This window comes from Streptomyces sp. CA-146814 (assembly GCF_050942385.1).
Lineage (GTDB): Bacteria > Actinomycetota > Actinomycetes > Streptomycetales > Streptomycetaceae > Streptomyces.
On the sequence record NZ_CP192068.1, the window covers coordinates 2,871,836 to 2,885,694 of the forward strand.

Annotated in this window: 11 protein-coding genes and 1 pseudogene; 6 read left to right on the top strand and 6 right to left on the bottom strand. The window is 71.9% G+C overall.

From position 1 onward, the window contains the following. Positions 1–173: 173 nt before the first annotated feature. Together ACQP09_RS12635 and ACQP09_RS12640 are read right to left on the bottom strand one after the other, a co-directional pair. Positions 174–2,759, bottom strand: a complete 2,586-nt coding sequence (locus ACQP09_RS12635) for an ABC transporter permease (RefSeq protein ID WP_433398476.1) — start codon at positions 2,757–2,759, stop codon at positions 174–176. Continuing rightward, positions 2,756–3,544: an ABC transporter ATP-binding protein gene (locus ACQP09_RS12640; protein WP_433398478.1), complete on the bottom strand. Its 789-nt coding sequence runs from the start codon at positions 3,542–3,544 to the stop codon at positions 2,756–2,758. Before ACQP09_RS12640 ends, ACQP09_RS12635 begins: the two co-directional genes overlap by 4 nt. 405 nt (positions 3,545–3,949) lie before the next feature. Here ACQP09_RS12640 and ACQP09_RS12645 point away from each other — a divergent pair. Together ACQP09_RS12645 and ACQP09_RS12650 are read left to right on the top strand one after the other, a co-directional pair. After that, positions 3,950–4,559, top strand: a pseudogene (locus ACQP09_RS12645) (histidine phosphatase family protein). A gap of 57 nt (positions 4,560–4,616) precedes the next feature. Further along, on the top strand, positions 4,617–6,494 hold the full coding sequence (locus tag ACQP09_RS12650; RefSeq protein WP_433398480.1) for an MFS transporter: 1,878 nt from the start codon (positions 4,617–4,619) through the stop codon (positions 6,492–6,494). 9 nt (positions 6,495–6,503) lie between these two features. Here the strand turns inward: ACQP09_RS12650 and ACQP09_RS12655 are convergent, their stop codons facing one another. Then, positions 6,504–7,169: a DUF4232 domain-containing protein gene (locus ACQP09_RS12655; RefSeq protein ID WP_433398482.1), complete on the bottom strand. Its 666-nt coding sequence runs from the start codon at positions 7,167–7,169 to the stop codon at positions 6,504–6,506. 165 nt (positions 7,170–7,334) lie between these two features. Continuing rightward, positions 7,335–7,859 (bottom strand): ATP-binding protein, encoded by a 525-nt coding sequence (locus ACQP09_RS12660; protein ID WP_433398484.1) that lies wholly within the window; start codon positions 7,857–7,859, stop codon positions 7,335–7,337. Between the two features lie 167 nt (positions 7,860–8,026). On the opposite strand from ACQP09_RS12660, the gene ACQP09_RS12665 reads away from it, so the two are divergent. The 4 genes from ACQP09_RS12665 to ACQP09_RS12680 all read left to right on the top strand — a co-directional run bounded on the left by ACQP09_RS12665 (position 8,027) and on the right by ACQP09_RS12680 (position 10,158). After that, on the top strand, positions 8,027–8,941 hold the full coding sequence (locus ACQP09_RS12665) for a helix-turn-helix domain-containing protein (protein WP_433398486.1): 915 nt from the start codon (positions 8,027–8,029) through the stop codon (positions 8,939–8,941). After that, complete coding sequence (locus tag ACQP09_RS12670) at positions 8,904–9,023, top strand: DUF397 domain-containing protein (protein WP_433406574.1); 120 nt, start codon at positions 8,904–8,906, stop codon at positions 9,021–9,023. Before ACQP09_RS12665 ends, ACQP09_RS12670 begins: the two co-directional genes overlap by 38 nt. Positions 9,024–9,125: 102 nt before the next feature. Further along, positions 9,126–9,782 carry a DUF433 domain-containing protein gene (locus tag ACQP09_RS12675; protein ID WP_433398488.1) on the top strand — a complete coding sequence of 219 codons (657 nt, stop codon included), beginning with the start codon at positions 9,126–9,128 and terminating at the stop codon, positions 9,780–9,782. Beyond that, on the top strand, positions 9,772–10,158 hold the full coding sequence (locus ACQP09_RS12680; RefSeq protein ID WP_433398490.1) for a toxin-antitoxin system, toxin component, PIN family protein: 387 nt from the start codon (positions 9,772–9,774) through the stop codon (positions 10,156–10,158). Before ACQP09_RS12675 ends, ACQP09_RS12680 begins: the two co-directional genes overlap by 11 nt. Positions 10,159–10,201: 43 nt before the next feature. Here ACQP09_RS12680 and ACQP09_RS12685 read toward each other — a convergent pair whose 3' ends face one another. Together ACQP09_RS12685 and ACQP09_RS12690 are read right to left on the bottom strand one after the other, a co-directional pair. Continuing rightward, positions 10,202–11,098: a cellulose-binding protein gene (locus tag ACQP09_RS12685; protein WP_433398492.1), complete on the bottom strand. Its 897-nt coding sequence runs from the start codon at positions 11,096–11,098 to the stop codon at positions 10,202–10,204. 216 nt (positions 11,099–11,314) lie between these two features. Next, on the bottom strand, positions 11,315–13,855 hold the full coding sequence (locus tag ACQP09_RS12690) for an SUKH-4 family immunity protein (RefSeq protein WP_433398494.1): 2,541 nt from the start codon (positions 13,853–13,855) through the stop codon (positions 11,315–11,317). Positions 13,856–13,859: the final 4 nt, after the last annotated feature.

Below are 13,859 nucleotides of genomic sequence, written 5' to 3' on the forward strand. Positions count from 1 at the left end.
AGGGCCCGCCGTGACCGGCGGGCCCTGTCGGGGAACGGGGTGGAGAACGGGTTCGGCCCCGGGGCGTTTGGAGGAACGCCCCGGGACCTGCCGGTCATCCTGCGGTGAACACCGGTCACCCAGAGGGGTGTTCAGGAGCCCGCACCGGAGCCGGAGGCTCGTCGCGTGGTGCCTCAGCCGTCCGTCGCGATGGCGTTGAGGACGTTCATCCGGCCCGCCCGGAAGGCCGGGACGAGTGCGGCGAAGAGTCCGACCAGCGCCGAGCAGGCGAACACCGTGAGGATCGTCGGCCACGGGATCTCCAGGACCTCCAGACCCTCCAGGGCCAGCAGCTTCTGCGCCGCCGTCCCCCAGCCCATCCCGAGCCCCAGGCCGAGCAGCGCACCGAAGAGGGCGATGACCACGGACTCCAGCCGGATCATGCGGCGGAGCTGGCGGCGGGAGAGGCCGATGGCCCGCATCAGGCCGATCTCCCGGGTCCGTTCGACCACGGAGAGCGCGAGGGTGTTCACCACTCCGAGCACCGCGACGATGATCGCGAGGGCGAGCAGACCGTAGACGATGTTGAGGAGCTGACCGATCTGGTTCTTCAGGTCCTCCTTGAAGTCGGCCTGGTTCTGCACCTTGTAGACCGGGTACTCGACGAGCGCGCTCTTGAGGGCCGCGTACGCCTCTTTCTCCTTGCCCTCCTCGGCCTTGCCGAACATCGCCACGTTCTGCGGCATCCGGTCGGCGGGGATGTAGGAGGTGGCCGTGGTCATGTTGGTGTACATCGCGCCGCGGTCGATGTTGGTGTCGTCGGAGGTGATGGCCGCGACCTTCAGCTTCGCGCTCTGGCCGGACGTGAACGCCACGGTGAGCGTGTCCCCGACCTTGACCCCGTGCTTCTCGGCGTAGTCCTCACCGACCGACATGGCGTTCTTGTCGTACGCCTTCGCGAGGTCGCCGGAGAGGGCTGTGCGGCGGACGTCCTGCTGGTACGTCGGGTCGGTGGCGGTGATGCCCTCGTCGGCCGTCCTGCCGTTCGGAGCGGTGATCTTCGCCTTGAGATAGGTGTAGTCCGTCAGGTGCTCCAGGCCGGGCACGGCGTGCAGCGCCTCGGCGGCCTGGGGCACGATCGGCCGGCCCGTACCGCTGTCCTGGACGATGAAGTCCGCGCCGACCGACTTGTCGAGCTCCTCGGTGGCCGAGGCCACCATGGAGGACCCGACGACGGAGAGGCAGGCCACCAGGGCGAGCCCGATCATCAGGGCCGCGCCGGTCGCTCCCGTACGCCGCGGGTTGCGCAGCGCGTTGCGCTCGGCCAGCCGGCCGACCGGGCCGAAGAGCCGCAGGACGACCACGCTGAGGGCCCGGACGACGACACCGGCCAGCAGCGGGCCGATCACGATGAAGCCGATCAGGGTCAGCAGCACACCGACGGCGAGGAGCCCCGAGCCCTCGGTGGCCTTGTCGGCCTGCGTCGTTGCCCACAGAGCGGCGGCGCCGGCCCCGGTGAGGACCAGGCCGATCCCGGCCCTGACCCAGCCGGAGCTGCCGTCGGCAGGGGTTCCGGCGTCGCGGAGGGCGGCCATCGGGGAGACCTTGCCGGCCCGGCGGGCCGGGATGTACGCGGCGAGGACGGTGACCACGACACCGAGCGCGAGGCCGATGGCGGGCGTCGTCCAGGCGACGGTGAGGTCCCTGGTGGAGAGCTCCATGCCCACGGCGCTCATCAGCTTCATCAGCCCGACGGCGAGCCCGATACCGGCGGCGACACCGAGGACCGAGCCGACGATGCCGAGGAGGACCGCCTCCAGCAGCACGGACCGGTTGACCTGCTTGCGGCTGGAGCCGATGGCCCGCATCAGGCCGATCTCGCGGGTCCGCTGGGCGACCAGCATCGAGAAGGTGTTGACGATGAGGAAGATGCCGACGAGCAAGGCGATCCCGGCGAAGCCGAGCATCGCGTACTTCATGACGTCCAGGAAGGCGCCCATCTCGTTCTTGTTGGCCTCGGCGGCCTCCTCCTGGGTCTGGAGCTTGTACGCGGCGGAGCCGTCGAGCGCGGCGGCCACGCTCTTCTTGAGCTGGGTGTCGCTGACGCCGTCCTCGGCGGTCACCAGGATCTGGGTGAAGACGTCGGGGCCGCCGAGCAGGCGGGTCTGGGCGGTGGCGGTGTCGAGGTAGACGATGGCCGCGCCCGGGTTGGTGACGGTGAGGGACGCGATGCCGCTGATCTTCGCCTTGATGTCACCGGTGGCGGTGATGGTGCGCAGCTCGTCGCCGAGCTCGAGCTTGTGCTTCTTCGCGGTGTCGGCGTCGACCATCACCTCGGTGGGGCCACGGGGTGCGTGTCCGGAGGTGATCTCCATCGACCGCAGGTCGTTCTGCGTCCAGTTGCTCGCGATGGTGGGGGCGCCGGTCTCGGAGCCCATGTTCTTGTTCTTGCTGTCGACGACGGTGACCGCCATGGAGAAGGCGGCGCCCTCGGCCCGCTTCACGCCGTCGGCCTTCTCGACCTGCTGGACGAGCGAGGCGGGCAGCGAGGCGGGCTTGCCGTCGATGGGCTGCTCGTCGTTCTCCTCGGCCTCCTTCGGGCCGACCGTGACGTCCGGGGAGGAGACGGTGAAGAGCTTGTCGAAGGTGGTGTTCATCGTGTCGGTGAAGACGAGCGTGCCGCAGACGAACGCCACGGAGAGCAGCACCGCCACCGCGGAGAGGGCCATCCGGCCCTTGTGCGCGAAGAAGTTGCGCATCGAGGTCTTCCAGACGGTCATGACGTCCGCCCGCGTGCGTCGAAGTCCTTCATGCGGTCGAGGACCTGTTCGGCGGTCGGGTTGTTCATCTCGTCGACGATGGAGCCGTCGGCGAGGTAGAGCACCCGGTCCGCGTAGGAGGCGGCGACGGGATCGTGGGTGACCATGACGATGGTCTGGCCCAGCTCGTCGACCGACTTCCGGAGGAAGGAGAGGACTTCGGCGCCGGCCCGGGAGTCCAGGTTCCCGGTCGGCTCGTCACCGAAGATGATCTCCGGCCGGGCGGCGAGCGCCCTGGCGACCGCGACGCGCTGCTGCTGGCCGCCGGAGAGCTGGGTGGGGCGGTGCTTGAGACGGTCGGCGAGCCCGACGGTCTCCACGACCTGCTGGAGCCAGCCGGCGTCCGGCTTGCGGCCCGCGATGTCCATCGGCAGCGTGATGTTCTCCAGCGCGTTGAGCGTCGGGAGCAGGTTGAACGCCTGGAAGATGAAGCCGATCCGGTCGCGCCGGAGCTGGGTGAGCTTCTTGTCCTTGAGCTTGGTGATCTCGGTCTCGTCGAGGAAGATCTCGCCCGACGTCACCGTGTCGAGACCGGCCAGGCAGTGCATCAGCGTCGACTTGCCGGAGCCGGACGGGCCCATGATCGCAGTGAACTGCCCGCGGGCGATGTCCACATCGACATGGTCGAGCGCGACGACCCGGGTCTCCCCGCTGCCGTACGCCTTGACGACCTGCCGCGCTCGCGCCGCGACGGCCGTACGCCCTCCAGTGCCCCCGTGCCTGGGAATGCTTACAGCCGTTGTCACGGTATGTCTCCTATAGCCGTTGATGACTGGGTGTCTATGCCGGTTGATGACTGGGTGTCTATGCCGGTGGGTGACTGGACGTCGTCGGTCGTCGAGTACGTTCCAAGTCTGGGTTCAGCAAGCTGTCCGGCGCGATGGTGCCCAGCGCAGTCTTGAGGTGGGGTTTTCCCCACCTTCCCCCCTGCTGCGGGCCGCAGGTGCGACGTAAGAACAGGTTAAGGAAAGGCCCTCACGGTCCACGTCCTCCGCCGGGAGGAAGGGGCCCTGGCCACTATGAGGGGGTGTCCCCTAGGGGGAGTCGTCCTCCGGAGGGAGGCGGTGTCAGGGTCCTCCTCCGGGAACCACGACCGGAGGCGGCGCGTCCACCCAGAACAAGATCACCGGCGCACCCGGAGGGACCAGGGCATGACCGCCACCCGCTACCTCCACCTCGTCCGCCACGGCGAGGCGACACCCGACGAGAGCGGACTGACGGAGAACGGCCGCCGCCAGGCCACCCTGCTCGGCCGCCGCCTCGCGGACGTCCCCTTCACGGCCGTCCACCACGGCCCGCTCCCCCGGGCCGAGGAGACCGCGCGCCTGATCGGCGACCAGCTGACGGACATCCCGCTCCGAACTCGCCGGCGACTACGTGCCCCACCTGCCGACCCGGGACGAACTCCCGCCGGAGTACGCCGACTTCTTCCTCCGCTTCGTCGAAGGAGCCGGCGAGGCGGAGCGGCAGCACGGCCCCGCGCTGGCCCGCCGGGCACGGGAGCGGTTCACCGGACCGGTCGACGGCGAGGAGGACCGGCACGAACTGGTCGTCACCCACAACTTCCTGGTCGCCTGGCTCGTACGGGACGCCATGTACGCCCCCGAGTGGCGCTGGCTCGGCCTCAACCACGCCAACGCGGCCCTGACCGTCATCCGGTACCCGCCCGACCGCCCCGCCTCCGTCCTCCTGGCCAACGACATGCGCCACCTCCCCGCCGACCTGCGCTGGACCGGCCTCCCACCCGTGCCGCACCTCTGAACCCGGCCGCTCCCACAGCCACGACCCCGCCCGAACGCCCCCACGCCACCGCCCGGGATGAGACAGTGCCCCGGGAGATACGTGCATAGGGAAGGAAAACCGGTGGGCGGTACGGAGGCCAGGGACGGTACGGACGGTTGCGAGGCCAGGAGCGGCACGGGCGGCACAGATGGCACGGAGGCCAGGAGCGGCGCGGACGGCACGGACGGCATAGGTGGCACGGAGGCCAGGAACGGGGCAGGCGGCACGGAGGCCGGAAACGGCGCGGGCGGCGCGGGCGGTAGGCGCAGCACGCACGGAACGCCCGAGCCGGGCGCACCCGCCGCCCTCACCACCCCCCGCGGCCGCCGCCCCGTCGTCGCGGCCCTCATGCTCGGCATGGCGCTGGCCGCCATCGACGGCACCATCGTCTCCACCGCCGTACCGCAGATCGTCGGCGACCTCGGCGGGTTCACCGTCTTCTCCTGGCTCTTCTCCGGCTACCTGCTCGCCGTCACCGTCACGCTCCCGGTGTACGGCAAGCTCTCCGACACCTTCGGTCGCAAGCCGGTCCTGATCGCCGGGATCATCCTCTTCCTCGTCGGCTCGCTGCTCTGCGCCGCCGCCTGGAACATGGGCGCGCTCATCGCCTTCCGCATCGTCCAGGGCCTCGGCGGCGGCGCTCTCCAGGGCACCGTCCAGACCATCGCCGCCGACCTCTACCCGCTCAAGGAACGCCCGCGCATCCAGGCCAAGCTGTCCACCGTCTGGGCCACCTCGGCCGTGGCCGGTCCGGTGGTCGGCGGGCTGCTCGCCGGGTACGCCGACTGGCGGTGGATCTTCCTCATCAACCTCCCGGTCGGCGCGATCGCCCTCTGGCTGGTCGTCCGCCACCTCCACGAGCCCGCACGTCCGCGCCCGACGACCCGCCCCCGTATCGACTGGGCGGGCGCGCTCGCCGTCTTCGCGACCGGTGCGCTGCTGCTCACCGCGCTCGTGCAGGGCGGAGTCGCCTGGCCGTGGCTCTCGGCGCCCTCGCTCGGCCTGTTCGCGGCGAGCGCGGCGCTGGCGGCCCTGACCGTCGTCATCGAGCGGCGCGCGGCCGAACCGATCATCCCGGGCTGGGTCTGGCGCCGCCGCACCATCGCCTCGGTCAACCTGGCGCTGGGCGCGATGGGGCTCCTGATGGTCGCACCGACCGTCTTCCTCCCGACGTACGCGCAGTCGGTCCTCGGCCTCGGCCCGATCGCCGCCGGGTTCGTGCTCTCCGTCATGACCCTGAGCTGGCCGGTCTCGGCGGCCCTCTCCGACCGGGTCTACAACCGCATCGGCTTCCGCCTCACCGCGATCATCGGCATGAGCGCCGCCCTGCTGATCCTGCTGGCCTTCCCCCTGCTCCCCTACCCCGGCGAACCCTGGCAGCCCGCCCTGATCATGCTGCTCCTCGGCGCGGCCCTCGGCCTCTTCCAACTGCCCCTGATCGTGGGCGTGCAGTCGACGGTGGGGTGGGCGGAGCGCGGTACGACGACGGCGTCCGTCCTCTTCTGCCGCCAGGTCGGCCAGAGCGTCGGCGCGGCGGTCTTCGGCGCGGTGGCGAACAGCGTGCTGGCCGCCCGCCTCCTCGACGCCCCCGCACCCGGCCTCCCCGACGACCTGGACGCGGTCGCCCGTACGCTGGAGGATCCCGGCGCGCTGTCGGCGGCGGCCACGGACCACCTGCGGCGGGCGGTGGACGCGGCAGTGGACTACGTCTACATCGGCGCGGCCGGTGCGGCGGCCCTGGCCCTGCTCGCCCTCGTCGTCCTCGCGCCGCGCCGCTTCCCGGTCATCGCCGAGACGGCCACCACCGAAACGGTGACCACCGAGTCGGTCACCACCGGGCCGGTCACCAACGAGAAGGACGGCACCGAGCCGGTGACCGCCGAGAAGGACGGCAAGCAGGACCCCGCCGCCTGACTCAGGCGGTCACCCCTGGCCCTGTCCGACGCTGCCCATCGGGCCGATCTCCACTGAGGGCTCCGGGCTGTCGGTGACCGGAAGCGACGGCTCACCCGGCCACTTGAGGGTCACGGACTTCTTCTCGTCCGGGGGTGTGACCACAAGTCCCTTGATCCTGACGCCGGAACCACCGGATGCGTTCGCCTTGTAGAAGATGCCGAAGTAGGTGGGTTCACCGCTCTTCAGCACGGTCCCGTCGTCCTTCTGGTCCCTGCGCGTCGCGGGGATCGCGCCCTCGCTCGACAACAGGTTCACCCCCGCGAACCCCTTGATGGAGCACTCACGGTCGGACTTGTTCAGCAGCTTGACGGCGACGGTACTGGTCGTGTCTCCGCCGATGGTCGCGTCGCTCGCCGTGATCGTGAGGTCGTCCGTGTGGCACCGCTCCGGCTTCGCAGCGGTGCCGGTGGACTCCTGGCCCGCCGAGCCCTCGTCCGGCGCCTGCTCCGGCGATCCGGTCCCGGTGGATTCGCCCTCCGGCTGCCCGGCGGGAGCGGATTCCGTCTGTTCCCCGGCAGGGGTGGAGCTGGAGGAGGACGAGGCGTTCGTGGGGCTGTCCCCGCCTCCGCACGCGGACAGGGAGAGTCCCGCGACGACGGCTGCGGCAGTGACGGCGATCCTGCTCGTTCGCATGAATGCGCTCCTCGAATGTCATGGGAGCCCCGCCATCCATTCACCCCTTGTACGGCGGTAGTGGGTGGTCAGGCCCTCCCGCGGTTCAACCGCGCCTGCCCTCCGCCACGTTCCCGAAACCGCTTACCGCTCGCGCCGCACGCCGCTTCTTCACGGCCCGGCGCCTCACAGACCGCTGGGCCGCTCCGGAGCCGCCACCTCCGCCCACACGATCTTCCCGATCGGATCACGGGGCTCCCAACCCCACCGCGACGCCAGGCACTCCACCAGGAACAGCCCGCGCCCCGTCTCCCGGTCGGCCGGCGGCAGCACCGCCTCCTCGGGCGTCCGGCCGAGCCGCGCGTCCGAGACCTCGATACGGAACCGGCTCGCGGCCCCCTCGTAGTCCACCCGCACCGCGAACTCCCGTCCCGGCAGGCTCCCGTGCCGCACCGCGTTGGCGGCCAGCTCCGCCACCACCAGCGCCACGTTGCACGAGACATCCGCCATCGGCCCGAACCCCCACTGCCCCAACTGCCGTACCGCGGCGTGCCGCGCCTCCTGCGCGCCCTGCGGCGTGGACGGGAACTGCCGGGACAGCGAGCCGTACCCGTTGCCGTTCAGCCCGAAGCCGCGCGGGGTCAGCGGGTCCTCCTGTCGCCCGTCGGTCTCCGTCGCCGTCGTCGTCCTCTTGCCGCTCATTCCGGTCATCCGCTCGCTCGACGCTCCTCACGTCACCCACACGAGCGGGTTCCGTGACGTTCCGTACTCAAGAGTCGGGCGTCCGCCCTAGCCTCGGAAGGTGACAGCGCCTTACCTCGCAGGCCGTAAGGAACGGAAGTAACGCCGTGGCCAAAGCAATTGACCCGCAGGCCTCGATGGCCGCCCTCTTCGGCACTCGCGTGCGCAAGCTCCGCGAGGCGGCCGGACTCACCCAGACCGAAGTGGGCGTCCTCACGCACGTGGTGGGCAGCCGCATCAACCAGATCGAGCGAGCGACCGGCGCGAAACCGACACTGGAGCTGACGCGGAACCTGGACCGCGAACTGGTGGCGGACGACCTGCTGATCGACCTGTTGCCGTTCGTGCACCGCGAGGCGTTCCCGGACTGGTCGCAGGCCTTCATCGCCTACTCGGCGCGCGCCAGGGTGATTCGCGAGTACGCCTCACACGCCGTGCCGGGCCTGCTGCAAACCCCGGATTACGCGCGGGCGTTGCTGAGCGTCGGCTACTCGCTGCGGGACGCCGAGCATCTGGAGGAACGTGTCACGGCCCGGCTCGACCGCCAGAAGCGGCTCACCGGTCCGGACCGGCCAGATCTGTGGATCATCCTCGACGAGGCCGTGCTGCGGCGGCCGGTCGGTGGAAAGACGGTGATGCGCGGCCAGTTGGAGAAGCTGCTCCAGCTGGCCGAGGAGCCCAACATCACCCTCCAGGTGCTGCCGTTCGACCAGGGCGAGCACGGTTCGCTGGGCGGCTCCCTCACCGTGCTCGTCATGCCGGACGGCTCCGAAGTGGCCTACACGGAAGGCGCGCACAGCGGTCAGCTGACCGAGGAACCGGACGAGGTCGAACGGTTCGTTCTGACCTACGATCAACTCAGGGCGATGGCGCTCCCGCCGCTGATGTCGCTCGAACTGATCCGTTCCGTGCTGGAGGCCGATTACCGTGCAAGCCGCGTCCCGTCCCGACCTGACCGCCGCCGCCTGGCGCAGCAGCAGCTACAGCAATCAGGAGGGCGGCAACTGCGTGCAGGTGGCGGACGGCTTCTCCGGCGTCGTCCCCGTCCGTGACAGCAAGAACCCCGGCGGTCCGGCCCTCGTTCTCACCACTGCCGCCTGGTCGACGTTCATCGGCGGAATCGTCACCCGCTGACCATCACCCCGGGCCGGGGCACACCGGCCCGGGGAGGTGTCCGCAGCCGGGCGCTGGCAGGCTGGTGTGCAACGATGCGGAATCGTCTACGGGAGGTGGATCATGGTCGACAGATTTACGGACGGGCTCCTGACGCCCACCGAGACCTCCTCCTACCTGGAGATCCCGTACTCGACGCTCACGAGCTGGCTGAACGGAAAGGCCGCCGGAGCCCCGTTGGTCCACGCGATCGAACCCACGCGCAGGAGGCAGCCGTCCCTCCCCTTCATCGCGGTGGCCGAAGCCCACGTCCTGCGCTCCCTGCGCACCCTCGGCCTGCGGATGAGCGAGATCAGGGAGGCGGCAGCAGCCGTACGAAAGGCCTTCGACACCCCGTACGGTCTCGTCTCGAAGCGCATCGCCACGGACGGCGTGGACATCTTCGTCGAGCACGGCCTCGGCGACCTGCGCCGGGCCAGGGACGGCCAGGCCCCGATCCAGGAGGTCGTGGCCCAGTACCTCCGCTACCTGACCTGGGAGGCGGACGACGACTTCCCCTCCAGTCTCCAGCTGAGTCAGTACGGGGAGGCCGTGCCCGTCGTGATCGATCCGCGCTTCGGGCGCGGGCTGCCCGTGGTCGCGGCCAATCGTGTCCCGGTCCAGGCCATCACGGACCTGTGGGAAGCCGGCGAGACCGTCGAGGACATCGCGTACGACTTCGATATGACCCCGGAGCAGGTGGGCGCTCTCTGCGAAGCCGTGGTGAAGCTTGCCGCCTGAATTCTTCCTCGACCGCAACCTCGGGCGCCGCGTAGCCGACGGGCTGCGGGAACGCGGATGGATCGTCCACCACATCGGAGACGCGTTTCCGGAGGACGGACAGCGCATCGCGGACGAGGAGTGGATCGACCACGGTCTCCGCCGGGCATGGGTCCCCCTGTCCAAGGACGGCCGCATCAAGACCCGTGACGCCGAGATTCAGCCCGTCCTGGACCACAAGGCCGTCTTCTTCTACCTCGACAACCAGCAGCTGCCCAGCATCCAGATGGTCGAACGGCTCGACACCCACCGCACAGCGATCCATCAGGCGATCGCCAAGGGCGGCCCGTCCGCCTACGCCGTGCGGCACGACCACGTCGAACGCACCTGGCCGTAGGCCCACGAACGGCCCGCAACGCGAACTCAGGCCTCCGGACCGCTCAGGCCTCCGGCCCCGCCGTCACCCGCCCCGTCAGCGCCGCCAGTGAGCTGCGGACGTGGGCCATGTGGGCCTGGACCTCCTCGCGGCCCTCCTCGTGCTCGCGCAGCACGCGCTCCGTCTCCCGTACGATCCGCTCCTCGCGCACCCGGGCCTCCGAGAGGATCTCCGCCGCTCGCGCCTCCGCGTCCTCCTGGCCGTGGCGGGCCGCCTCCCGGGCCTCCGACAGGGTGCGGGACGCCTCCGCGAGGAGGGTCTCCGCGCGCTCGGTCAGCTCCTGGTGGCGGGCCTCCGACGCGGCCTCCGCCGTGGCGATCTCGGCCTCGGCGGCCTGGTGGCGCTCCGTGTGCTCCTGGTCCTGGTGGGCCAGCACGCTCGCCGTGCGGTTCCGGGTCTGCGCCATCGCCTCCTCGGCCGCGCCGCGCGCCTCGCCGGCCTCCTTGCGGGCCGCCGCGAGCACGGACTCCGCCTCCCGGACCGCCTCCGCGACCCGCTCCTCCGCCGCCGCCACGGCAGCGGCCCGTACCGCATCGGCCGCCTCACGTGCCGCGTCCGCCAGTGCGTGGGCCTCGGCGTCGGCCGCGTCCGCCAGCTCCTGGCCCGCCGCCTCCGCGTCCGCCCGCAGCGCCTCGGCCTGCTCCCCGGCGAGCGCCAGCAGGTGCTGCGCCCGCTCGCCCAGCTCCGCGTAATCCTGCTCGGGCAGCCCCGCCACGATCTCCGCCAGCCGGGCCGTCCCGGCCGCCAGCTCCTGCGCCTGCCGCTCCAGCCGTACGACCTCCGCGAGCGCCCTGTCCCGCTCGGCGCTCCGCTCCGCCACCGCGCGGTCCACCTGCTCCGGACGGTAACCACGCCCCCGCACGCCGACGACGTCGAACGCGGACACCGGTCCAGCACTCATAGCCTGAAGCCCCTCTCCAACCTGCACACGGGCACGCGGACGCACACGGGTCTCCCCGCGATACGTCAAGGATGCGGCAATTGGGGCCGGAAGTCGGAATCGATCAGGTGCTTTCCGGACGGAAAGCGACCGGCGTCACACGCCCGGTACGCCACGACCCACCCGATCCGTCCCGGACCGGGTGGGTCGACAACGTGTCTCAGCCAAAGGTACGGATCAGAGCAGACCGTCCCACATCTGCTCCAGCAGCACCGACCACCAGCTCTCCGGCGACGCCAGCGCCGCCGGATCCAGCGCCACCAGCTGTGCCTGGAAATCGACGGTCCACCGGCCCGCCTGCTCCGGGGTCAGCCCGAACCGGAGCCGCCACATCCGGCCCAGCAGCGCCATCGAACGCACGAACTCCGGCAGCCCCGTGTTGACGAACTGCGGCGGAACCGGCTGACCGCCCGGACCCGCCTCCACCGGCACGGCCACGATGTTCGCCGTCCCGTACTGGACACAGATCGCGCGCCCGAAGTCCGTACCCATCACCAGGTACGACCCCGCGTCCGGCGCCGCCTGCACCTGCCGCTGCGCCGCCAGCTCGCCCAGCGTCGGCACCACCGGCTGACCCGGCTGCGCCCAGAAGAACGGCCCGAAATCGGCCGGCAGACCGGCCCACACGAGGGTCCGCGCCACGATCTCCGGCACACCCTGACGCGACACCGCCCGCTGGTCGAACCGCAGGATCCCCTGCGGACCGAACGCCTGCAGCAGCTCCTCGGCCACCGCCTCCGGCGGCAGCGCGGGCGCGGGCGGCAGCTGCGGCAGCGGCGCCCGCACCGGCGCCGGCCGCGCCGGACCGTCCGCCACCTGGTGCAGCTCACCCTGGTGCGTCAGCAGATGGAGCATGCCCTGCTGCCGGCTCGCGTGATCGGTGCCGTACGGAGCGACGCTGGTGATCCGCACCTGCGGCCAGGTCTCCCGGATCATCCGCGCGCAGTACCCGCCCGGCAGCTCGCAGGACTCCAGCTCCGTGTGCAGCTCGATGACCTGCTGCGGGGCGACGTTCATCGCCCGCAGCTCGTGCAGCATCTGCCACTCCGGGTGCGGAGTGCCCGGCGCCGAACGCCGGATCAGCTGCTGCTCACTGCCGTCCGGCGCGCGGAACCGCAGCACCGCCTGGTAGCCGGGGCCGACGGTCGGCAGACCGGTGGGCTGCTGCGGATAGCCGTACGCCGGGGGCGGCGGCGGAGTGTGCGGGCCTCCCGGACCACCCGGGCCCCCCGGGCCGCCTGGGCCTCCCTGGCCTCCCGGCTGAGGCGCCTGCGGTACGGGACCGGGCGCGGCGGCCTGCGGAGCGCCGGGCGGAGGTCCCGGAGGACCGGGCGGACCCGGGACCGGGATCGGGCCGGAGTTCGCGAACATCGTCTCGGCGTGGTGCACGCCGCCGGGAGGCGGTGTGGAGCCGGGCGGAGGTCCGGGGGGGCCGGGCGGCTGCGGGGCGCCGGGGACGCCGGGCGGGCCCGGGGGCAGCGGGGCGCCCGGGGTGCCGGGAGGGCCCGGCGGGCGGGGCGCGCCCGGGGTCGGGACGCCCGCACCGAGGCTGCTGCCGTCGGCGAGCATCGTCGCCGCGTGGTGGACACCGCCGGGAGGCGGCGTGGAACCCGGCGGAGGTCCGGGAGGACCGGGCGGGCCGGGCGGACCCGGCGGGGTGGCGCCGGGCGGGCCGAGCTGGGAGACGAGCTGCGTCGGGATGTACCCGCCCGCCGGAGCGCCGGGCGCACCCGGGCCGGACGGCGGGGGCGTCGCGCCGGGGCGTACGCCGGGGATGCCGGGCGCACCGGGCGGCGGCGGGGTCGTCGGACCGGCCCCACGCGAACCGCGCGGCGGCACCACGGCCTTGCTGGTGGCCGCGTCCGCGATGTCACCGGCGTCCGAGGAGCCCTGCTCGGCGGGCTTGAGCGTGGGAGCCACCTGCGTACGCGGCAGCTGGCTGCCGCCGGACATCAGCGCGGTCGGCGCCTCGGCCGGCACCACCGGCGGCGGGGCCTCCTCGTCGTCCGTCCCGGACAGCGGCGGCGCGAACACCGTCGCGGGCAGCGGAACGGCCCCGTCGTCGGAGTCGGAGGAGTTGGTGTCCGTACCGGCCCACGGGGTCGCGTCGGCGGGCACGCCGTCGTTGGCGGTGGGCTCGTAGGCCGCCGCACCCGTACCGCCGCCTGCGCTGCCGTCCGCCGCGGGCCAGGAAGGGGTGGCGTCGGCGGGCTCGTCCACGGGAGTGCGTACGGAGGTGGGTACGGGCGTTTCGCCGGACGCCTGGTCCGGCGCGGAAGCAGCAGCCGAAGCCTCCGCGTCCGCCTCCTCCGCAGCCGCCCGGCGCTCCGCCCGGTGGTCCGGGATGCCCAGCTTGTCCGCCGCCTCCTGGAGCCACTCCGGCGGCGTCAGCAGGAACGACGTCTGGTTCAGGTCCACCCGCTGCGGCGGCTCCGGGGCAGGGTCCGGCGCGCCCGCCGGAGTCCCGTACTCCTCCTCGTACCGCCGGATCACCTCACCCACCGGCAGCCCCGGCCACAACGTCGCCTCGCCGCTGTCCCGGGCGATGACCAGCCGCTGACGGCCACCGTCCGAGACCGGGCCCTCCGCGCGGTCCTCGGCCCACACCACGAAACCCAGCTCGAACTCACGGACCCGGACCTCTCGGTGCTGGTACGCGGGCACGTCACCGTTGACCCACTCGTCCGCCCGCTCCTGCGCCTGCGCGAAAGTCACCACCGCG